General features: G+C 71.7%; 18 protein-coding genes. 16 read left to right on the top strand and 2 right to left on the bottom strand.

Annotated elements, in window-relative coordinates; translation table 11 throughout:
• Positions 1-131: 131 nt before the first annotated feature.
• The 5 genes from ACWDVB_RS16885 to obgE all read left to right on the top strand — a co-directional run bounded on the left by ACWDVB_RS16885 (position 132) and on the right by obgE (position 8,656).
• Positions 132-4,724, top strand: coding sequence for an Rne/Rng family ribonuclease (locus ACWDVB_RS16885; RefSeq protein WP_451513157.1), 4,593 nt, complete (start codon positions 132-134; stop codon positions 4,722-4,724).
• 244 nt (positions 4,725-4,968) lie between these two features.
• The gene (locus tag ACWDVB_RS16890; RefSeq protein WP_451513156.1) at positions 4,969-6,321 is read left to right on the top strand and encodes a phospholipase D-like domain-containing protein; all 1,353 of its coding nucleotides are present in this window, start codon (positions 4,969-4,971) and stop codon (positions 6,319-6,321) included.
• A gap of 197 nt (positions 6,322-6,518) precedes the next feature.
• Positions 6,519-6,839, top strand: coding sequence for a 50S ribosomal protein L21 (gene rplU, locus ACWDVB_RS16895; protein ID WP_451513155.1), 321 nt, complete (start codon positions 6,519-6,521; stop codon positions 6,837-6,839).
• Between the two features lie 14 nt (positions 6,840-6,853).
• Positions 6,854-7,108 (top strand): 50S ribosomal protein L27, encoded by a 255-nt coding sequence (rpmA, locus tag ACWDVB_RS16900; protein ID WP_010986870.1) that lies wholly within the window; start codon positions 6,854-6,856, stop codon positions 7,106-7,108.
• A 108-nt stretch (positions 7,109-7,216) separates the two neighbouring features.
• Positions 7,217-8,656, top strand: a complete 1,440-nt coding sequence (obgE, locus tag ACWDVB_RS16905; protein ID WP_451513154.1) for a GTPase ObgE — start codon at positions 7,217-7,219, stop codon at positions 8,654-8,656.
• Between the two features lie 103 nt (positions 8,657-8,759).
• Here the strand turns inward: obgE and ACWDVB_RS16910 are convergent, their stop codons facing one another.
• The gene (locus ACWDVB_RS16910; protein WP_451513153.1) at positions 8,760-10,850 is read right to left on the bottom strand and encodes a hypothetical protein; all 2,091 of its coding nucleotides are present in this window, start codon (positions 10,848-10,850) and stop codon (positions 8,760-8,762) included.
• A 315-nt stretch (positions 10,851-11,165) separates the two neighbouring features.
• On the opposite strand from ACWDVB_RS16910, the gene proB reads away from it, so the two are divergent.
• The 5 genes from proB to ACWDVB_RS16935 all read left to right on the top strand — a co-directional run bounded on the left by proB (position 11,166) and on the right by ACWDVB_RS16935 (position 16,275).
• Positions 11,166-12,272 (top strand): glutamate 5-kinase, encoded by a 1,107-nt coding sequence (gene proB / locus ACWDVB_RS16915; RefSeq protein ID WP_451513152.1) that lies wholly within the window; start codon positions 11,166-11,168, stop codon positions 12,270-12,272.
• A 226-nt stretch (positions 12,273-12,498) separates the two neighbouring features.
• Positions 12,499-12,978 carry a hypothetical protein gene (locus ACWDVB_RS16920; protein ID WP_451513227.1) on the top strand — a complete coding sequence of 160 codons (480 nt, stop codon included), beginning with the start codon at positions 12,499-12,501 and terminating at the stop codon, positions 12,976-12,978.
• A 120-nt stretch (positions 12,979-13,098) separates the two neighbouring features.
• On the top strand, positions 13,099-14,391 hold the full coding sequence (locus ACWDVB_RS16925; RefSeq protein WP_451513151.1) for a glutamate-5-semialdehyde dehydrogenase: 1,293 nt from the start codon (positions 13,099-13,101) through the stop codon (positions 14,389-14,391).
• A gap of 66 nt (positions 14,392-14,457) precedes the next feature.
• A complete protein-coding gene (locus ACWDVB_RS16930; RefSeq protein WP_451513150.1) occupies positions 14,458-15,081 on the top strand; it encodes an SCO2584 family spore wall biosynthesis protein in 624 nt (207 codons plus the stop codon).
• Between the two features lie 66 nt (positions 15,082-15,147).
• On the top strand, positions 15,148-16,275 hold the full coding sequence (locus ACWDVB_RS16935) for an SCO2583 family membrane protein (protein WP_451513149.1): 1,128 nt from the start codon (positions 15,148-15,150) through the stop codon (positions 16,273-16,275).
• 26 nt (positions 16,276-16,301) lie between these two features.
• Here the strand turns inward: ACWDVB_RS16935 and ACWDVB_RS16940 are convergent, their stop codons facing one another.
• A complete protein-coding gene (locus tag ACWDVB_RS16940) occupies positions 16,302-17,432 on the bottom strand; it encodes a M48 family metallopeptidase (RefSeq protein WP_451513148.1) in 1,131 nt (376 codons plus the stop codon).
• A 99-nt stretch (positions 17,433-17,531) separates the two neighbouring features.
• On the opposite strand from ACWDVB_RS16940, the gene ACWDVB_RS16945 reads away from it, so the two are divergent.
• The 6 genes from ACWDVB_RS16945 to ACWDVB_RS16970 all read left to right on the top strand — a co-directional run bounded on the left by ACWDVB_RS16945 (position 17,532) and on the right by ACWDVB_RS16970 (position 21,596).
• Positions 17,532-17,771, top strand: coding sequence for a hypothetical protein (locus tag ACWDVB_RS16945; protein ID WP_451513230.1), 240 nt, complete (start codon positions 17,532-17,534; stop codon positions 17,769-17,771).
• Positions 17,772-17,857: 86 nt separating this feature from the next.
• A complete protein-coding gene (locus ACWDVB_RS16950; protein ID WP_451513147.1) occupies positions 17,858-18,022 on the top strand; it encodes a hypothetical protein in 165 nt (54 codons plus the stop codon).
• Positions 18,023-18,092: 70 nt separating this feature from the next.
• The gene (nadD, locus tag ACWDVB_RS16955; RefSeq protein ID WP_451513146.1) at positions 18,093-18,731 is read left to right on the top strand and encodes a nicotinate-nucleotide adenylyltransferase; all 639 of its coding nucleotides are present in this window, start codon (positions 18,093-18,095) and stop codon (positions 18,729-18,731) included.
• A 16-nt stretch (positions 18,732-18,747) separates the two neighbouring features.
• On the top strand, positions 18,748-20,415 hold the full coding sequence (locus ACWDVB_RS16960) for an LCP family protein (protein WP_451513145.1): 1,668 nt from the start codon (positions 18,748-18,750) through the stop codon (positions 20,413-20,415).
• A 99-nt stretch (positions 20,416-20,514) separates the two neighbouring features.
• Positions 20,515-20,958 carry a ribosome silencing factor gene (gene rsfS, locus ACWDVB_RS16965; RefSeq protein WP_451513144.1) on the top strand — a complete coding sequence of 148 codons (444 nt, stop codon included), beginning with the start codon at positions 20,515-20,517 and terminating at the stop codon, positions 20,956-20,958.
• The gene (locus ACWDVB_RS16970) at positions 20,955-21,596 is read left to right on the top strand and encodes a histidine phosphatase family protein (protein WP_451513143.1); all 642 of its coding nucleotides are present in this window, start codon (positions 20,955-20,957) and stop codon (positions 21,594-21,596) included. Before rsfS ends, ACWDVB_RS16970 begins: the two co-directional genes overlap by 4 nt.
• The last annotated feature ends 71 nt before the right edge of the window (positions 21,597-21,667 follow it).

Here is a 21,667-nt window from a genome sequence, read left to right on the forward strand (position 1 = left end):
GCGAGACAAGACATAGAGAGCTCCCGTGCGGCGCCCACGCCCCCGGATGGCGGCCCCGCGCATCTAGCGCGAGCCGCGTACATCACCGGACCAGGCGCGGCGCCCGGGAGCGTGACGGGAGAACCGCCCGCATGCTTGAGCCGAACGAACCCACTGAGGGCTCGCAGAACAACAGCCCCAGCGACACCCTTCCGCCGCGCCGTCGGCGCCGCGCGGCATCGCGCCCCGCAGGCCCGCCCGCGGGGACCGCGAAAGCCGCGGCGCCGGCCATACCGGCCACCCCCGCTGCCGAAGAGGTCGAAGAGACCGAAGAGGTGACCGAGGCCACCGAGTCCGGCGCCGAGCCCGTCGCCGAGGAGGCCGCGCCCGCCCCGCGTGCGCGCCGTCGTGCGACGCGCCGTGCTTCGGCGCCCACTGGTGCCCCGCAGGCCGCCGCCGAGGCGCCTGCGCCCGTAGTCGAAGAGGCCGATGAGGCCGATGAGGCTGAGGAGGCCGCGCCTGCGCCGCGTGGCCGCCGTCGTGTGGCCCGGCGTGCTTCGGCGCCAGCTGGTGCGCCGGAGGCCGCCGCTGAGGCGCCTGCGCCCGTAGTCGAAGAGGCCGAAGAGGCCGATGAGGCTGAGGAGGCCGCGCCTGCGCCGCGTGGCCGCCGTCGTGCGGCCCGCCGTGCTTCGGCGCCCGCTGGTGCGCCGCAGGCCGCCGCTGAGGCGCCTGCGCCCGTAGTCGAAGAGGCCGAAGAGGCCGATGAGGCTGAGGAGGCCGGGCCCGCGCCGCGTGGCCGCCGTCGTGTGGCCCGGCGTGCTTCGGCGCCCGCTGGTGCGCCGGAGGCCGTCGCCGAGGTGGCGGAGCCGGTCGCCGAGGCGCCCGCGTCCGCCGTCGAAGAGGCCGATGAGGCTGAGGAGCCCGCGCCCGCGCCCGCGCCCCGTGCGCGCCGTCGTGCGACGCGTCGCGCTTCCGCGCCCGCTGGTGCGCCGGAGGCCGCCACCGAGGTGACCGAGCCTGTTGTCGAGGCGTCGGCGCCCGCCGTCGAAGAGGCGGAAGAGACCGAAGAGGCCGCGCCCGCCCCGCGTGCGCGCCGTCGTGCGTCCCGCCGCGCCTCCGCACCCGCCGGTGCGCCCCAGGCCGCCGCCGAGGACGCGCCCGCCGCCGTCGAGGAGGCGCCCGCCGCCACCGCGCCCGCCGAGGCCGAGCCGGTCGCCGACGAGGGCGCTCCCGCGCCGCGTGCCCGCCGTCGTGCCACCCGTCGCGCCTCCGCGCCCGCCGGTGAGCCGAAGGCCGCGGAGAAGGCCGTGGAGCAGCCTGCCGAGAAGGCGCCCGAGAAGGCCGCCGAGCAGCCCGCCCCCATCCAGGAGGCCCCCGCCGAGCCCGTCGAGGACGACGCCCCCCGTGGCCGTCGCCGTCGCGCCACCCGCAAGACCGCGGCCGCCGGATTCTCCGCGCCCGCCGGTCACAAGGCCCGCAAGGCCCAGGCCGCCGACGAGTCCGGTGAGGGCGGCCGTAAGCCCGCCCGCCCCGCCGTCGCCGTGTTCCAGGCGCCGGTGTTCGCCGCGCCGATGTTCCAGACCCCGGAGCGCGCCGCCGCCGCGGCCGCCGCAGAGGCCGCGGAGGAGCCCGTCGAGGAGCCCACCGCCGCCGCCGCCCCCGCCCCCGCCCCCGTGGCCGAGGAGGACACGGCCCCGCGCCGTCGCCGCCGCCGTCGCGCCGCGGACGAGCAGCCCGCCGCCGTAGAGGAGCGGGAGCCCGTCAAGGCGGTCGAGGAGCAGCCGGCCGACGAGGCCGAGGACGTCGCCGTCGAGCAGGCCGACTCCGCCGGCGCCGACGGCTCCGACGACGACACGGAGGAGTCCGGCGAGCGCCAGGGCCGCCGTCGCCGCCGCGGTGGCCGTCGCCGTCGCCGCGGTGACCTGGCCGACCAGGACGGCGAGCAGCACGACACCGCGGCCGAGTCCGACGACGACACCGTGACCGTCGCCGCCGAGCAGGCGGAGCAGGACGCCGAGGACACCGCCGAGCAGGCCGCCGAGGACGCCGAGGACGCGGACGACATGGGTTCGGACGCCGGTGGTGCCGGCTCCAGCAGCAGCCGTCGCCGTCGTCGCCGCCGCCGTCGCGCCGGTGACTCCCCCGAGGGCGAGCCGGCCGACGGCGACCCCGAGCGCACGGTCGTGAAGGTCCGCGAGCCCCGCAAGAAGGAAGAGCGCGAGCTCGGCACGGGCGCCGACGAGGTCCAGTCCATCAAGGGCTCGACGCGCCTCGAGGCCAAGAAGCAGCGCCGCCGCGAGGGCCGCGAGCAGGGCCGCCGCCGGGTGCCGATCATCACCGAGGCCGAGTTCCTGGCGCGCCGCGAGGCCGTCGAGCGCGTGATGGTCGTCCGCCAGAACGGCGAGCGCACCCAGATCGGCGTCCTCGAGGACAACGTGCTCGTCGAGCACTACGTCAACAAGGAGCAGGCCACCAGCTACGTCGGCAACGTCTACCTGGGCAAGGTCCAGAACGTACTGCCGTCCATGGAGGCCGCGTTCATCGACATCGGCAAGGGCCGCAACGCGGTCCTCTACGCCGGTGAGGTCAACTTCGAGGCGCTCGGCATGGCCAACGGCCCCCGGCGCATCGAGTCCGCCCTGAAGTCCGGCCAGTCGGTCCTCGTACAGGTCACGAAGGACCCGATGGGCCACAAGGGCGCCCGCCTGACCAGCCAGGTCTCGCTGCCCGGCCGTTATCTGGTCTACGTCCCCGAGGGGTCGATGACCGGCATCAGCCGCAAGCTGCCCGACACCGAGCGCGCGCGTCTGAAGACCATCCTCAAGAAGATCGTCCCCGAGGACGCGGGCGTCATCGTGCGCACCGCCGCCGAGGGCGCCAGCGAGGACGAGCTGCGCCGCGACGTCGAGCGTCTGCAGGGCCAGTGGGAGGACATCCAGAAGAAGGCGAAGGCGGCCTCCACGAGCGCGCCGGGCCTGCTGTACGGCGAGCCGGACATGACCGTCCGCGTGGTCCGCGACATCTTCAACGAGGACTTCTCCAAGGTCATCGTCAGCGGTGACGACGCGTGGGAGACCATCCACGGATACGTCTCGCACGTCGCGCCCGACCTGGCGGACCGCCTCTCCAGGTGGACCTCCGAGGTCGACGTCTTCGCGACGTACCGGATCGACGAGCAGCTCGCGAAGGCCCTGGACCGCAAGGTCTGGCTGCCGAGCGGCGGCTCGCTGGTGATCGACAAGACCGAGGCGATGATCGTCGTCGACGTCAACACCGGCAAGTTCACCGGTCAGGGCGGCAACCTCGAAGAGACCGTGACGAGGAACAACCTCGAAGCGGCCGAGGAGATCGTGCGCCAGCTGCGCCTGCGCGACCTCGGCGGCATCGTCGTCATCGACTTCATCGACATGGTTCTGGAGTCCAACCGCGATCTGGTCCTGCGCCGTCTGCTCGAATGCCTCGGGCGCGACCGTACGAAGCACCAGGTCGCCGAGGTCACCTCGCTCGGCCTGGTCCAGATGACCCGTAAGCGTGTCGGCCAGGGGCTCCTCGAGTCCTTCTCCGAGACGTGCGTGCACTGCAATGGCCGCGGCGTCATCGTCCACATGGAGCAGCCGACCTCCGCCGGTGGCGGCGGCAAGCGCAAGAAGCGCGGGCGTGGCGGCGCGGACCAGCAGGACCACGGTCACGAGCACACCCACGAGCACGAGGCCGACGGCGTCGATGTCGCCGACCTCGCCGAGACCGAGGCCGACATCGCGGCGGAGATCGCCGCTCCGGTGGCGCTGCCCGAGCCCGAGTTCGTCCCGGACGAGGAGCTGTACAGCAGCGCGGCCGAGGCCGAGGCCGCCGCTTCGCGCGGTGGCCGCTCCCGGCGCAGGGCGACGCGGCGGGCCTCGGCCCCGGCGGGCGCTCCCCGTGCCGAAGCCGCTCCCGAGGAGGCCGTGGAGGCCCCCAGGCCGGAGACGCCGAAGCGGTCGGGCAAGAGGGCCAGGGCTGCCGAGAAGGCCGCCGAGAGGGCCGCTGAGAGGGCCGCGAGGGCCGAGGCGGAGACCGCCGAGGCCGAGGTCCCCGTCGTCGAGTCCGTCGTCGCGCGCACCGAGGCGCCGGCCGCCGAGGACCCGATCGTGGGCACCCCTGAGGCCGTCCACGCGGCGCACGAGGCTCCCGCGGCCCCCGCGGAGGACGCCGCGCCGAAGGGACGTACGCGCCGTCGCGCCGTCCGCAAGGCGACGTCGCCCGCCGGTTCGCCGAAGGCCGCGGAGACCGAGCCCGAGGCCGCCGAGGTGGTCGTCGCTCCGGCGCCCAAGGCCGAGCCGGTGGCGGAGCCCGTCGCCGAGCCGGTGGCCGAGGCGCCCGTCGCCGACGCCGCTCCGGCCCGTCCGCGCCGCCGTGCGGTGCGCAAGGCCACCGCGCCGACCGCGTCGGAGGAGGCGGCCGTCGTGGTCGTCCCGTCGGCGGAGAAGGCCGAGCCGGTGAAGGCCGAGCCGGAGAAGGCCGAGTCGGAGAAGCCCGCGGCCGAGGCCGAGGCCCCCGCCGAGGAAGCCGTTCCGGCCAAGAAGACGGCGCGCAAGGCCGCCAAGAAGGCGCCCGCGAAGAAGGCCGCCACCAAGAAGACCGTGGCCAAGAAGACGGCCGCCAAGAAGACGACGGCCAAGAAGGCGTCGAAGGCGACGACGAAGAAGGCCGCGGCGGCCGAGCAGGCGCCGTCCGGCGTCTCCGCGACCGCCGCCGACGAGGGCTGACCGCCGTCGGCGAGAGCTGACCGCTCTTCGCGACCCAGTGCCCCCCTGTCCGGCCGGAATGGCTGAGCAGGGGGGCACCGCTGTGTCCGGGAAACGGCGCACCACAGCTCGAAAGCGTGAACCGGCCACCATGGTCTTTGAGTAAGGGACAACTACCTGTAAAACTCATGCGGTCTGACGGGTGAACAGAGACGTGAGCGCGCGCGTGGGGAGCCCGCGCGCCGGCGTCAGGGAGGGATGACAGATGGCGCACGCGCGCCTGCGAGGCACGGGACGGCACCGTGCGGCGAAGCCGGCCAAGGGCGGACGCCAGGCGGTGGCGCTGGCCACGGTCCTGTCGGCGGCGGGGATCCAGGCCGCGGGCTCCGTGGGGACCGCGTCGGCGGACACGTCGCCCACCTGGACCGAGGGCCCGATCTTCAACGACCCGAAGGGCGACGTCGACCAGCAGCACGCGATCCGCACCCGGCTGATCGAGCTGACGAACGCGGCGGTGCCCGGCTCGACGATCAAGGTCGCGGTCTACCACGTGTGGGAGGCCCCGATCGTCGACGCGCTCGTGGCCGCCAAGAAGCGCGGTGTGCACGTCCAGGTCCTGCTCGACGAGACCAGCAAGAGCGACCGGCCCACGAACAACTCGTTCCCCAGGCTCATGCAGGCGCTCGGCACGAGCAAGAGCAGGCCGTCCTTCGTGACGCTCTGCCCGACCGGGAAGTCCTGCCTCGGCGACCCGCGGTACGACAAGTCGATCATGCACAACAAGTTCTGGCTGTTCTCGCAGGTCAAGGGCGCCAGGGACGTCGTCGTACAGACCACGTCGAACTCGACGCCGTCCGCGCACACGAAGTTCTTCAACGACGCGCTGCTGCTGCCGAACAACCCCGCCATGTACGACGCGTACGCCGACTACTTCGCCGACATGCTCGGCAAGCGCTGGCAGGACTGGGACTACCGCACGGTCAGCAGCGGCCGCTACAAGACGTACTTCTTCCCGCGCAACGGCACGGTCAACGAGACCGACACCATGTACTCGGTCATGAACAACATCAAGTGCACCTACAAGGACTCGGCAGGTGTGACGCGGCGCACCAAGGTCCGCGCCGCCATCTTCAAGATCACGCGGAAGCAGATCGCCGACAAGCTGGTCTCGCTGAAGAAGGCCGGCTGCGACGTGAGCATCCTGTACGCGGAGACGGACAGCGCCAAGAGCCAGGGCGGCACGCCCGGCACCTGGGAGCAGCTCCACAAGTCCGGCGGCCCCTCCGTGCGCTGCTACAACGACGACAGGGACCCGCTGCGCCCCGGCTCCAAGCTGACGACGCCCTACATCATCCACTCGAAGTACCTGCTCATCGACGGCATGTACGACGGCAAGCGGAACAAGGTCTCCTTCACGGGCTCGCAGAACTACACGGCGCCCGCCCTGCGCGAGAACGACGAGGCGATCGTCAAGGTCGACGACGACTCGGTGCACGACACCTACCGCTCGCACTTCAACCGCACGCGGGCCGTCGCCTGGCCGGGCACCTCCGACAGGACCGACCTGTGCAAGGGCGTCAAGCCGCTGCCGCCGGACGGTGAGAAGCCGACCACGTGAGCGGGGGTGCGAGGTCGGTTTGACCCTTCAGGCCGGGCCCCGTAACCTGGACCGTCGGCGTGTTCGTATGCACGCCCGCCCCCTGTAAACCCTTTTCCTCCTGAGCCGCGGGCACTGCTTCCGGGTCGGGAGAGGCCGCCTGCTTTCGTGGGTGGCTGGACTGCGGGGGTCCCGTTCCGAGCGAAAGAGAGATCCGCGTGTACGCCATCGTGCGCAGCGGTGGTCGCCAGCACAAGGTTGCTGTCGACGACATCGTTGAGGTTGACAAGATTCCCACCGCCGAGGTTGGCGACACGGTCGAGCTCTCGACCCTGCTCGTTGTCGACGGTGACGCCGTGACGAGCGACCCGTGGGTGCTTGCCGGTATCAAGGTCACGGCCGAGGTCGTGGACCACCACAAGGGCGCGAAGATCGACATTCTTCGCTACAAGAACAAGACCGGCTACCGCCGTCGCCAGGGTCACCGCCAGCAGTACACGGCGATCAAGGTCACCGGTATCCCCACGGCTGCGAAGTAAGGGACTGAGACAAGATGGCACACAAGAAGGGCGCATCGTCCACTCGGAACGGTCGCGACTCCAATGCTCAGCGGCTCGGCGTGAAGCGCTTCGGCGGTCAGGTCGTCAACGCCGGTGAGATCCTGGTCCGCCAGCGCGGTACGCACTTCCACCCGGGCTCGGGTGTCGGCCGCGGCAAGGACGACACGCTGTTCGCGCTCGACGCCGGCGCGGTGGAGTTCGGTACCCACCGTGGCCGCAAGGTCGTGAACATCGTTCCGGTCGCCTGATCGGTTCCTTTCGCGAGGCGGACCTCACTTCCCCGTCGGGAAGCGGGTCCGCCTTTCGCGTGTTACGCAAGAGACAACCCCGCACGTTCCTTCTGGAGGCACCCCACCATGACCACCTTCGTGGACCGCGTCGAGCTGCATGCCGCCGCGGGTAGCGGAGGCCACGGCTGTGCCTCCGTTCACCGTGAGAAGTTCAAGCCGCTCGGCGGCCCGGACGGCGGCAACGGCGGCCGTGGCGGTGACGTCATCCTGGTAGTCGACCAGGACGTCACCACGCTGCTCGACTACCACCACAGCCCGCACCGCAAGGCCACCAACGGCCAGCCCGGCGCCGGTGACAACCGCTCCGGCAAGGACGGCCAGGACCTCGTCCTGCCCGTCCCCGACGGCACCGTCGTCCTCGACCGGCAGGGCAACGTCCTCGCGGACATGGTCGGCCAGGGCACCATCTTCGTCGCCGGCCAGGGCGGCCGCGGCGGCCTCGGCAACGCGGCCCTCGCCTCCGCCCGGCGCAAGGCCCCCGGCTTCGCGCTGCTCGGCGTGCCCGGTGAGGAGCGCGACCTCGTCCTGGAGCTCAAGTCCGTCGCCGACGTCGCCCTGGTGGGCTACCCGAGCGCGGGCAAGTCCTCGCTGATCTCCGTGCTGAGCGCCGCGAAGCCGAAGATCGCGGACTACCCCTTCACGACGCTCGTCCCCAACCTCGGCGTCGTGACGGCGGGATCCACCGTCTACACCGTCGCCGACGTGCCCGGCCTCATCCCCGGTGCCAGCCAGGGCCGCGGGCTCGGCCTCGAATTCCTGCGGCACGTCGAGCGGTGCAGTGTCCTCGTACACGTACTCGACACGGCGACCCTGGAGTCCGACCGCGACCCCGTCTCCGACCTCGACGTCATCGAGGAGGAGCTGCGGCAGTACGGCGCGGGCCTGGAGAACCGTCCGCGCATCGTCGTCCTCAACAAGATCGACATCCCGGACGGACAGGACCTCGCCGAGATGGTCCGGCCCGACCTGGAGGCGCGCGGCTACCGCGTCTTCGAGGTGTCGGCCGTCGCCCACAAGGGCCTCAAGGAGCTCTCCTTCGGCCTGGCCGAGATCGTCGCCGCCGCCCGTGCCGCGAAGCCTAAGGAGGAGACGACCCGCGTCGTCATCCGCCCCAAGGCCGTCGACGACAGCGGCTTCACCGTCACCCGCGAGGACGACGGCATCTACCGCGTGCGCGGCGAGAAGCCGGAGCGCTGGGTGCGCCAGACCGACTTCAACAACGACGAGGCCGTCGGCTACCTCGCGGACCGGCTCAGCCGCCTCGGCGTCGAGGACCAGCTGATGAAGGCGGGCGCGCGCAGCGGCGACGGCGTCGCCATCGGCCCCGAGGAGAACGCGGTCGTCTTCGACTGGGAGCCGACGATGATGGCCGGCGCGGAGATGCTCGGCCGCCGCGGCGAGGACCACCGCCTGGAGGCTCCCCGCCCCGCCGCCCAGCGGCGCAGGGACCGCGAAGCGGAGCGGGACGAGGCGGAGCGCGCGTACGACGACTTCGAGCCGTTCTAGGCGGACGCGTCACCCTGCGTACTGCGCCACCCCGCGTACGAGGAAGGGCCCCGGAGCACAAGCTCCGGGGCCCTTCCTCGTACGTACCGTCAGCGGGCGGTGGTCACGCCGTGACCGAGTCCTCCGCGCCGTTCGACTCCGTCGGGTCCTGCGCCGTCTCCTCGGCCGCCTCCTCCGCGACGCGCTGGCCGGGGATCTCCGCGTCGATGCGGGACGCCATGCGGGCGCGGCGGGCGTCGGACTTCGCGCACAGGGCGAGGGCCGCGGCGTTGAAGCGGGCCAGGGAGGGCGGGTCCGAGGGGCCCAGGAGGTGCTCCTTCAGCTCGGCGCGGGCCTCCGCGTGGGAGTCCAGCTCCGGGGCGCGTACGGACTTCATGAGGGCCGCCACGCCGTCCGCCTCGGGGGCCAGTATCGTCGCCGCCGACACCGTCGGGAAGCTCGCCCGGAACTCCGCCTCGGACATGCCCGACGTATTGGCGACCGCGTACGGCTTCTCGCTGCTCAGCCAGTCGGACACGACCGACGAGACATCGCTGATCAGCAGGTCCGCCTGGTTGAAGCAGGAGAAGATCGCCGGGCGCGCGCCCGTGATGATCTGGTGCTCCCACTCCGGGAAGGACGCCCAGAACGCGGCCTCCCAGGCGGCCGTCGCCTCGGCCACGGCGGCCTGCTGGTCGCCGTCGGGGGAGCCCTGGAGCATCATCCGCTCCTGCTCGTCCGAGCTCTTGCGGAACGCGGTCGCGGTCAGCCTGTCCAGCTCCGCGGCGCGGCGCGTCAGCTCGGCCACGGCCTCGGGGCCGGGGCGGGCGCCGGAGCGCTTGGTGTTGGCCGCGAGGATCATCGCCTTGATGCGCTCGTTGGCGGCGCCCGCGCGCGGGTCCTGCGAGCCGGTCATCGGGTGCGGCTTGTAGAGCAGCCGCACGGTCGGGTCGGCGAGCAGCTCGCGGACGATGTTCTCGCCGGCCAGGACCACCGAGGTGTTGCCCGGGTTGCCGTCCCAGCCCTCCCAGGTGGGGGCGTACAGCACGGTCGTGTACGGGCCCGTGGGCGCGCCCGTGAACGGCAGGATCGGGGAGAGCTGGGGGCGGCCCACCTCGACGACGTCCTTGTCCTCGACGCCGATGTCCGCCAGCTGGTAGCGGTCGCGGGCCGCGGGGCCCGCCACCCACACCTCGTCGTAGGCCTTCGCGTACGGGTTGCAGGAGGACAGCTTGTCGCTCTCGCCGTGGTTGATGAAGGCGTGCTTGATCGTCGGGATGCGCAGGACCTGCGAGGTCTTCGCGGCGTTCGCCGGGTGCAGCATCATCTTCAGCGTCGACGTCTCCAGGGAGAACATCGTCGCCACCTTCGGGAAGCAGATGATCGGGACGTCCGTCGCGTCGATCTTCTGCACCATGAACCGCTCACGCAGCACGATCAGCGGCTTGCCGTCGAGCTTGGAGAGCGTGGAGAGCCACATGTTCGCCTGGTACGCCGACGTCGTGCCGCCCGAGAAGTACATGGCGACCGTCGGCTTGTAGTCGGCCAGCCACTGGTCGAGCCACTCCATGACCCGCTCGTCGTTCTTCGCCCGCTTCTTGGGCAGCAGCCACGTGGCGAGGTACAGGGCGCCGCCGCCGATCAGCACGAGCGAGATGCCGAGGCCGATGCCGCCCCAGTACGCGTCCGTGGTGGCCGCGGTGAGCAGCAGGCCGACCGTCGTGGGCACCGAGAAGGTCAGCAGCCGGTGGGCCTGGCGCCGGGAGAGGATCCGCGGCGGGGCGGCCGTCAGGTGCAGTGCCGAGGCGTCGATGTTGCGCGTGACGATCGGCATCGCGCGCGTGCGGCGCACCATCACGGCGACGGCCTGGCAGCCGAAGTGCAGGGCGTAGAACGCGAGCAGCGTGATCGTCAGCGGCGACTGCTCGGCCAGCGGCTCTATGCCGTCGATGCGCAGCAGGCCGACCAGGACCAGCATGTCGCGCAGGAGCTGGCGGACCGTGACGTCGAAGCGGATCTTGCCGAGGAGCGACAGGAGGCCCGGCTGCTTGTACTGCAGATAGATGTCGAGCGCGAGGTTCGCGGCGGCCGCGGCGATGAACACCGGGACGTAAGGGAGCAGCGCGGTCACGAGCTGGGTCGTGAAGAGTGCGAGCATCGCGAACAGCGCGGAGAGCTGCACGATGCGTCGAGGGACGAGTCCGGCAGAGGGCACGGGTGTGGGCTCCTGGCGGGGATGATGAGGGAATGGGGGGAAGTCGACCACTGACCGTATGACGCGCGGTGGCTCCGTAGCAATCTTCCGTGACATCAATCACCGGAAAAAGGGGCAAAGAAGACTGAACCTCGGGGGAGTTTTTCCCCTCGGCCCCTCCGTCGGGCGCTCCGGGTCCGCCGCTCGGAAGGCCAGGGTCCGCCCCTCGGAACGCGCGGGCGCCCCGCGGACGCACTCGCGTAGATTGCAGGTCCGGAACATCGGGATCACTTGGGGAAGCGCGTGACAGCGGCAAGGCAGGCGGCAAGGCAGTCGGTGGCAGAGGCCAAGCGGGTCGTCGTCAAGGTCGGGTCCTCGTCCCTGACCACCGCGTCGGGGGGCCTGGACGCCGACCGCGTCGACGCCCTCGTGGACGCGCTGGCCAAGAGCCGCGGCGGCGGCGAGCGCGAGATCGTGCTCGTCTCCTCCGGCGCCATCGCCGCGGGCCTCGCCCCGCTCGGCCTCGTGCGGCGCCCCAAGGACCTGGCCCGCCAGCAGGCCGCCGCCAGCGTCGGCCAGGGCCTGCTCGTGGCCCGCTACACCGCTTCCTTCGCGCGCTACGGCGTACGCGTCGGCCAGGTGCTCCTCACCTCCGACGACATGGCACGCCGCGCCCACCACCGCAACGCCTCCCGCACCCTGGACCAGCTGCTCGCCATGGGCGCGCTGCCCGTGGTGAACGAGAACGACACGGTGGCGACCGACGAGATCCGCTTCGGCGACAACGACCGGCTCGCCGCCCTCGTCGCCCATCTCGTCCACGCCGACCTCCTCGTACTCCTGTCCGACGTGGACGGTCTGTACGACGGTGACCCGGCGAAGCCCGGCACCTCCAGGATCTCCGAGGTGACGGGGCCCGCCGATATAGCGCACGTGCAGATCGGCAGCGCGGGCAAGGCCGGTGTCGGCACCGGCGGCATGGTCACCAAGGTCGAGGCCGCGCGGATCGCCGCCGCCGCCGGCATCCCGGTCGTCCTGACCTCCGCCAGCCAGGCCGGCGACGCCCTCGCGGGCCGCGCCACGGGCACGTACTTCCACCGCACGGGGCGCCGCTCCGCCGACCGCCTCCTGTGGCTCCAGCACGCCTCCGAGCCGCGGGGCGCGCTCGTCCTCGACGACGGGGCGGTGCGCGCGGTCGTCCAGGGGCGCAAGTCGCTGCTGCCGGCGGGGATCGCCGCCGTCGAGGGCGACTTCACCGCGGGCGACCCCGTCGAGCTGCGGGACACCGCGGGACGGGCCGTCGCGCGCGGCCTGGTGAACTTCGACGCCAAGGAGCTCCCGCAGCTCCTCGGCCGCTCCACGCGGGATCTCGCACGCGAGCTCGGACCTGCGTACGAGCGTGAGGTCGTCCACCGGGACGACCTCGTCCCGCTCCACGGATAGCGCTCCGAAAGCCGCAGGTGGTGTCGGACCGTCCGTCCCACGCGCGTCTCACGCGCCCCGGCTGAAAACGATCGCGGGCGGCGGCGGGCGCCCGGTCCACGTGAGGTGAAACTCCCCAAAACCGCCCCGCGGGACCGCTTGGCCTGCTCAACTTTGTTGAAGACAGTTCCGCATGACCGTTGCGTATCCGCACCGACACTGCGTAAAGGAGGCCGTCGTGAGACGAGTGCGCCCAGGGGCGGCGGCCCGCGGCTCGGCTGAGCGGGCGCTGACGAGCGTCGCCGCGGGCGAGGCGTACGAGAGCGAGGCGCACGCCGGGCACGAGGGGGAGGCGCACGAGAGCGGGGAGGTCGAGACGGTGGAGGCGCCCCGGCTCTGGCACGTCACGCTGAGCGTCTCGGGCGCCGAGGCCCCGCTCAAGGAGCTCAGGCGTGGCCTCGAACAGCTCGCCCACGACCACCCCTTCCTGCTCACCAGCCGGTACGCGCCGGACCACGCCGAGATCCGCTACTGGGAAGAGGCCCGCGATCTGCACGACGCCGCGGCGGTGGCGCTGCGGCTCTGGGGCGAGCACCGGCAGAGCGCACGGCTGCCCGCGTGGGAGATCGTGGGGCTCGAAGTGATCGACCGCGACACTTATCACCAACGGGTTGCGGAGGGGTACGGGCCGCTGCCGGCTACGCCGGTGGGCGTACATCCGTTCTGAGGAACGTCTGTTTCAAGCCGTCGTCCCGGAGCCGCCCACACCGCCGCACACCGTCCCCGCCCGGTCTCGGCAACTGGGATACCGAGTGGACGCCCCGCCCGCGGGGATTACGCTGCGGGCATGACGTCGCTCTCTCCCGTCTCGCCCTACGACAACCTCTCGCCGGTCGCCCAGGCCGCCTACCGCGCCCGCGGCGCCGCCGCCACGCTCGCGCCGCTGCCGCGCGCCGCCAAGGACGACGCGCTGCTCGCGATCGCCGACGCCCTGGAGGTGCGGACCGCCGAGGTCGTCGAGGCCAACGCCAAGGACACCGCGCGCGCCCGCGAGGCCGGGACCAGCGAGTCAATCGTCGACCGGCTCACCCTCACCCCCGAGCGGGTGCGCGCCATCGCCGCCGACGTGCGTGACGTGGCCGCCCTGCCCGACCCGGTCGGCGAGGTCGTCCGTGGTTCCACGCTCCCCAACGGCATCGACCTGCGCCAGGTCCGCGTCCCCCTCGGCGTCGTCGGGATCATCTACGAAGCCCGCCCGAACGTCACCGTGGACGCGGCCGCCCTCTGCCTGAAGTCCGGCAACGCCGTGCTCCTGCGGGGCTCGTCATCGGCGTACGAATCGAACACGGCGCTCGTGCGCGTCCTGCGTGACGCGGTGCACGGCGCGGGTCTCCCCGCGGACGCCGTCCAGCTCGTCCCGGGCGAAAGTCGCGACTCCGTACGGGAGTTGATGCGCGCCCGCGGCCTCGTCGACGTGCTCATCCCGCGCGGCGGCGCCTCGCTGATCAAGACCGTCGTCGAGGAGTCCATCGTTCCGGTCATCGAGACCGGCACCGGCAACTGCCACGTCTACGTGGACGCCGCGGCCGACATCGACATGGCCGTCGACATCCTGATCAACTCCAAGGCGCAGCGCCCCAGCGTCTGCAACGCCGCCGAGACGCTGCTCGTGCATAGGGACATCGCCGACGTGTTCCTGCCGCGCGCGCTCGACGCCCTCGCCGAGGCGGGCGTCACCGTCCACGCCGACGAGCGCGTCCTCACGTACGCCGACGGGACGAAGGCCACCGTCGTGGCCGCGACGACCGAGGACTGGGAGACCGAGTACCTCTCGTACGACATCGCGGCCGCCGTCGTCGACACCCTGGAGCAGGCCGTCGAGCACATCCGGCTGTGGACCTCCGGGCACACGGAGGCCATCGTCACCACCTCGCAGCAGGCGGCGCGCCGCTTCACGCAGCTCGTCGACTCCACGACGGTCGCCGTCAACGCCTCGACGCGCTTCACCGACGGCGGACAGTTCGGCTTCGGCGCCGAGATCGGCATCTCCACGCAGAAGCTCCACGCGCGAGGCCCGATGGGCCTGCCCGAGCTGACTTCGACCAAGTACATCGTGACGGGCGACGGCCACGTGCGGTGACGGCCGCGTCCGCCGAATTGCCCTGCGGTCTGCCCAAATTGCCCCTCCCAGGGCTACGCTGGGAGGGTGCCGGAGGACGTGGGGGGCACGCCGTCGTTCCCTGACGGCTGGGAGCCCGACGACGACCACGACCGCGGGGGTGCGGACGAAGAGTTCGCCTCCGTGGTCTTCGACGAGGACTTCGTACGGGCCGCCGAAATACACGAACCGTCCGCCGTGGAGCGGCTGTTGGCCGCCGCCCAGGCGCGCGCGGACGCCTCCGAGGCCGAGGCCCGCCGGGCCCGCACCCGCGGCGCGAGCGGAGACACGGCGGACGACGACTTCTACGACGACGGCTTCGGCCCCGACGACGGCGGCGAATTCGGCCACGACGACGAGTTCGACGAGGCCTACGAACACGACCCCTCGGACGGGCGCTACGGACGGTACGGCAGCCCGGGCCGCCACCCCGGCCCCGCCCGCTGGCACCGCCCCGTCGCCTGGATGCTCGCCCTCCTGATGGGCATCGGCATGGTCGCCCTCGCCTTCACCGCTGTCTACCGGGGAGCCTCCTCGGGCCGCCAGGACCGCGTGCCCGCGCCCGCCTCCACCGAAGTGGGCCAGAGCGCCGACAAGGAGGTCTCGTCCAGCCCCTCGGCGTCCGCCGAATTCGGCCGGTCGGCCGTGCCCGCGGAGCCGCGCACGCCGTGAGGAGCCGTCAGAAGTTGTCCCGTACCAGGGCGTTTACCTGACGGCCCGGAGACCTACTCTGAAAGTATGGGCGGGCCAGGAGACCCACCCGCGGGGACACCCGAGGGCGCTCCCAGCGGTGGTGAGGACGAGTACCGATCCGTTGTCTTCGACGAGTCGTTCGTGCGGGCTGCCCGTCTCCAGGAGTTCTCCGCGCAGGAGCGCATGGGCGACCACGCGCGCGCCGTGCGCCGCCGTCCCGCGCTCCACCGCGGCCTGTCCCGGCAGGTCGTACTTCTCGTCGTACTGATCGCTCTGGCGTTCGGTACGGCGATCTTCATGGGCATCCGGCACCCCTACCAGAGCCCCACGGCCAAGCGCCCCGAGCCACTGCGGATGACGGTGGTACCGCTCGCCCCGCAGGGCCGCGTGCCCGGCTCCACGAGGGTCGCCGATCTGTACGCGCGCAGCCCCGCCGCGCAGTTCCGGATGGGCGCCGGCGGCATCAACCTCCCCGGCGCGCGCCGCACCGCGCACTTCTCGGACAGCCAGGTGACGGCCGCCCTGACCGCCGCCAAGGACTACCTGGTCGAGTCCTCGCTCAACCCGGACACGCTCACCGGCGGCTCGCCGCGCTCCGTACGGCTGCTGCTCGATCCGGATCAGCACACCCAGTTCGACCGGAGCTTCGCGCACCCGGCCGCCGACGGGCGGCACGCGCCCACCGGCTGGCTGGTGCGGTTCGACCCGACGGAGACCGCGCTCGCCGACAAGAGGGTCAGGACCCAGGGCACGCTGCGGCTCGTCGAGACGGACAAGAACACGCTTGAGGTGACCTCGGACCATACGTTCGTATACGCGCTGCGACCCGCGGCCGAGGACGGCGCCGGGGCCGGGGGTGAGGCTGGATCCAGGTCTGGGGCCGAATCCGGGGACGAGGCGAAGGCGTCCCTGTTCACCGTCCGCCGCGAGCTGCACTTCCGCTTCGACCGCGACGACCTGCGGATGCACCGCGCCGAGCTGATCTCCTCCACCACCCAGGCGGGGCCGCTCACCTGCGCCGCCAAATCGGCGAACCATCTGCGGCCGCTGCTCGCGGGGCAGCGGGCGAAGGCGGGCGGCCCGGCCGGCACCGACCCGTACGCGACGGGGAAGGTGACGGCGCTGTGCGGCTCGCTGGCGGCTTCCGCCCAGCCTTCGCTGTCTCCGTCCTGAGGTCTTGCGACCCGCGGTCCTGACGGCTACTTGCCGTCCGAGGGGCCGCCGCTGTCCTGCCCGCCCTGACCGCCCTGACCGCCCTGCCCCGTGAACTTCCCGCGCAGCTTGCCGCCCAGGTCGCCCGCGCCGCCCGCGATGTCGCTGACCAGCTTCATCAGCGGGTCCTTGCTGTTGCGTACGTCGTCCGCGTACGAGGAAGCCGACTGCCGGAAGGAGTCGGAGACCGAGGCGTCCCTGTCCTCGTCGCGGCGCGGGTAGTGACCGTCCATGATCCGCTGGAAGTCGCGGGACTCCGCCCACTTCTTCAGCTCGGCGGCGCGCACGGTGGCGAAGGGGTGCGTACGCGGCAGTACGTTCAGGATCTTCAGGACCGAGTCGCGCAGGTCGCCCCCGGCCTCGTACTCCTCGGCCTGCTCCAGGAACGCGTCCACGTTCATCTCGTGCAGGTGGTTGCCGCCCGCGAGCTTCATCAGGCCCCGCATGGAGGCCTTGATGTCCTGGCCGACCAGGAGGCCGGCGCGGTCCGCGGACAGCTCCGACTTGCGGAACCACTCGCGCAGCGCCGTCACGATCGCCATGATCGCGACATTGCCCAGCGGGATCCACGCGACCTTCAGCGCGAGGTTGGTGAGGAAGAGCAGGATCGTGCGGTAGACGGAGTGGCCGGAGAGCGCGTGGCCCACCTCGTGGCCGACGACCGCCCGCATCTCCTCCTCGTCGAGCAGCTCGACCAGGCCCGTGGTCACGACGATGATCGGCTCGTCCAGGCCGATGCACATGGCGTTCGGATTCGGGTCCTGGTTGACGTACATCGGCGGGACCTTCTCCAGGTCCAGGATGTAACAGGCGTCGAGCAGCATGGTGTTGAGGTGCGCGAACTGCGCGTCGGAGACCCGTACGGAGTCGGACAGGAAGAGCAGCCGCAGGCTGCGCTCGGGCAGCAGGCCGCTGAGCGCCTTGAAGACCGTGTCGAATCCGGTGAGCCTGCGCAGGGCCACCAGGGCCGAGCGGTCGGCCGGATGCTCGTAGGCACGCGAGGAGATGCCGGGGAAGCGCCTGCGCTGTCGGCTCGGCACATGCTCGTGGCCCGCGCCGTGGCCGTCGCCGTTCGCGCCGCCGTCCCCGCCGCCGCTGTGGTGGTTGCCGTCCGTCATGCCGATTCCCCCATGTCTCGTCCTCTTGTGCCCCCGAGGTGGAGTCCAGCCTAGGCGGAGATACCGTGACAGGGCAGCACACAGAAGGAGTCTTCCGTCATGGAGCACAACCCTGGGGCCGTCTGGCTCACGGAGGCGGCCCGGGCCGCGCAGCAGCAAGGGCCGGGCAATCTGCTGCGGATCGTGCTGATCGTCATGGTCGTCGGATGCGTGCTGGTGGGCTGGTTCCTGCTGCGCGGGTACCGGCGGGACGGCGACGCGGGCCAGCAGGGCCGCGACGTGAGCCATCAGGGCCCCGACGAGGGCCGGCGTGGTGGCGATGAGGACACCAAGAGCTGAGTCGACGTGAGCCGGAGCCGGGCCCCCGCTTACGATGGGCCGGAAGTCCCTATGTCCATCCCACCCCCGGATAGGTCCTGCCTGAGATGAGCCTCCACAGCACCGCCGCCCAGCTGGTCACTCTCGCCTCCGAGGGCGGCGAGCACGGCGGCGACCACGAAAGCCTCAGCCCCCTCCTGACCGGCGGCGGCGCGTTCCTCGCCCTTCTGCTGCTCCTCTGGATCACCACGCGCTTCAACCGCGACCGCTGAGCGCCCCCGGGGGTCCTTGCGGGGACCGCCGAAACGGAGCCCGCCGACCGGGCCGGTAGGGTCTGCACGCATGGGAGAGCAGGACATGCCTACCGGTCCGGGGACCGGTCCGGCGAGCAACGGCAAGCGCCGCCTCGGTGTCATGGGCGGAACGTTCGACCCGATCCACCACGGACACCTCGTGGCGGCCAGTGAGGTCGCCGCGCAATTCCACCTCGACGAGGTGGTGTTCGTGCCGACCGGGCAGCCGTGGCAGAAGAGCGACAAGCGGGTGTCCCCGGCCGAGGACCGCTATCTGATGACGGTCATCGCGACCGCCGAGAACCCGCAGTTCTCGGTGAGCCGCATCGACATCGACCGCGGCGGAGCGACGTACACCACGGACACGCTGCGCGATCTGCGCGTCCTCAACCCCGACACGGACCTCTTCTTCATCACGGGCGCCGACGCCCTCGGCCAGATCCTCACCTGGCGGGACACGGAAGAGCTGTTCTCCCTCGCGCACTTCATCGGGGTCACCCGGCCCGGCCACACCCTGACCGATCCCGGACTCCCCAAGGGCGGCGTCTCCCTGGTGGAGGTCCCGGCCCTGGCCATCTCGTCCACGGACTGCCGCGCGCGGGTCGCCAAGGGCGATCCTGTCTGGTACCTGGTGCCGGACGGCGTGGTGCGTTATATCGACAAGCGCGAGCTGTACCGCGGCGAATGAGCCGAGAGGGGCACCGGTGAACGACCGACAGTACGACCCTTATGCGGGCGAGTACGTGGGTGAGTACGCCGCCGACCAGTACCAGGTCGTCGGGTACGACGAGTACGGGCGGCCGGTGTACCAGCAGGTGCAGCCGCAGGTGCCTCAGCAGCAGGCCCAGCAGGCCCAGCAGCCTCAGCAGGCTCAGGGGTACGGGTACGACCCGTACGCCGGCGGGCAGCAGCAGGGCTACGAGGCCGGTGCTTACGGCACGGGGGCCGGTGCGGGCGCGCATGGCTCGTACGGTTCGTACGACTCGCGATCCTCGTACAGCGCTGCCCCGGCAGCCACCTCCTACGGCACCGAGACCGCCTGGGTCCCTCAGCAGCAGCAAGCCCAGCCCCTTGAGCCGGAACCGGATCGGGAACCCGATCCGCAGCCCGAGTACAAGACCGAGCAGTTCTCCTTCATCGAGGAGCCGGACGAGGACTCCGAAGACGTCATCGACTGGCTGAAGTTCACCGAGAGCCGCACCGAGCGGCGCGAGGAGGCCAAGCGGCGCGGGCGTTCCCGTGTCGTCGCGCTCGTCGTGGTCCTCGCGCTGGTGATCGCGGGCGGTGTCGGCTATCTGTGGTTCGCGGGCAAGCTGCCGGGCCAGTCGGACGGCAAGGGCGGCGCCGCCGACGCGGCCGGACCGCAGAAGCGCGACGTGATCGTCGTCCATCTGCACAACACCAAGGGCGGCGGCACCTCCACCGCGCTCCTGGTCAACAACACCACCACGGAGCGGGGCGCCACCGTCCTGCTGCCCAACTCCCTCGCCGTGTCGGACGACGAGGGCAGCGCGACGACGCTCGGCAAGTCCGTCGACGACGACGGCTCGACCGGCACCCGGGAGTCGATCGACACCGTCCTCGGCACCGAGGTCGAGGGCACCTGGCGCCTGGACACCCCGTACCTGAACAACCTCGTCGAGCTCGTCGGCAACATCGACATCGACACGGACGCCGACGTGCCCGACCCGAAGGCCGCGAAGGGCGAAGCGCCCCTGGTGAAGAAGGGCGAGCAGCAGACGCTGAGCGGCGCGATGGCCGTCGCGTACGCCACCTACCGCGCGGCCGGCGAGAGCGAGAGTGCTCAGCTGGACCGCTTCGGCCAGGTCATGCAGGGCATTTTGCGCAAGCTCTCCTCGGACCCGAAGGCGGCCACGACCACCGTGGAGTCGCTCGCCCAGATCCTCGACCCCTCGCTGAAGGAGAAGGACCTCGGCGCCTTCCTCGCCAAGCTCGCCGACCGCGCGAAGGGCGGCGACTACGAGACGACGCTGCTGCCGGTGCGCCCGGACGGCACGCTGACCCAGAAGGCCGGCGACAGCGTGGTCAAGGACGTCCTCGGCGGTGTGGTGAAGAGCCCGGAGAAGGGCGCGGCCGTACGGGTCGGCGTCAAGAACGCCTCCGGGGCGAAGGACGCGGTACAGGACGCCCGGGTCTCGCTGGTCAACGGCGGCTACACCTTCGTCGACAGCGGCGCGGTATCGGCGGCCCGGCCCACCTCGCAGGTCACCTACGCCGACGAGGCGAGGAAGACGCAGGCCACCGAGGTCGCCAAGACCCTCGGCCTGCCGACGAGCGCGGTCCGCGAGGGCAGGACGGCACCCAACGCAGACGTGTCCGTGGTCCTCGGCCAGGACTACAGGACGGGGTGAGACGGGGGCCGGCGGAGGCGGTGACGTAATCGTCTGGGGTGTGGACGGCGGTCCGTGAGACCCTTGAGGTGTCTTGACCATCTGAAGGAAAGCTCACCAGTGACCGCCACGGACCGCTCCATCGAGCTCATCAACGTCGCCGCCCAGGCGGCTGCCGACAAGCTCGCGCACGACATCATCGCGTACGACGTCAGCGACGTGCTGTCGATCACCGACGCCTTCCTGCTCGCCTCCGCGCCCAACGACCGCCAGGTCAAGTCGATCGTCGACGAGATCGAGGAGCAGCTGAACAAGCAGCTGGGCACCAAGCCGGTCCGCCGCGAGGGGGACCGCGACGCCCGCTGGATCCTCCTCGACTACGTGGACATCGTGGTGCACGTCCAGCACAGCGAGGAGCGGGTCTTCTACGCTCTTGAGCGCCTCTGGAAGGACTGCCCCGAGATCGCGCTGCCCGAGGACGCCACGGCGACCCGCGGCAAGGGCGCCGAGCACGCCGATCAGCGGGCCGCGGAGGAGGCTGACCTGGACGGTGAGCTTCGGTGAACAACCGCGGCTGCCGGATCATCCTGTGGCGGCACGGCCAGACGGCCTGGAATCTGGAGCGCCGCTTCCAGGGTTCCACGGACATCGAGCTGACCGGGACGGGCATCGGCCAGGCCAGGCGCGCCGCCCGGCTGCTCGCCTCCTTGAAGCCGGACGCGATCATCGCCTCCGACCTCAAGCGGGCGGCGGCCACGGCGGGCGAGCTGGCCGCCGTCACCGGCCTCCCCGTCACGTACGAGGAGGGCCTCCAGGAGACGTACGCCGGTGAGTGGCAGGGCCTGACGCACGACGAGATCATCTCCCGCTTCGGCGACCAGTACACGGCGTGGAAGCGCGGTGAGTCGGTGCGCCGCGGCGGCGGCGAGCTGGAGACCGAGGTCGCCGACCGGGCCGCGCCCATCGTCCTGCGCCACGCAGAGAAGCTGCCCGACAACGGCACGCTGGTGGTGGTCAGCCACGGCGGCACCATCCGCACCACGATCGGTCGTCTCCTCGGTCTGGAATCCCACCACTGGGAGGGGCTCGGCGGTCTCTCCAACTGCTGCTGGTCGGTCCTCGGCCAGGGCGCGCGGGGCTGGCGCCTGCTGGAGCACAACGCCGGCACGCTGCCGGAGCCGGTGCTCGGCGACGACGACTGAGCGCCCCCGGGAAGCTCCGGGGGGCGGCCGGGACCCGGATTTCACATTCCGGCTGGTCGCAGGCTAAAGTT

Source organism: Streptomyces sp. NPDC003379, assembly GCF_053589195.1.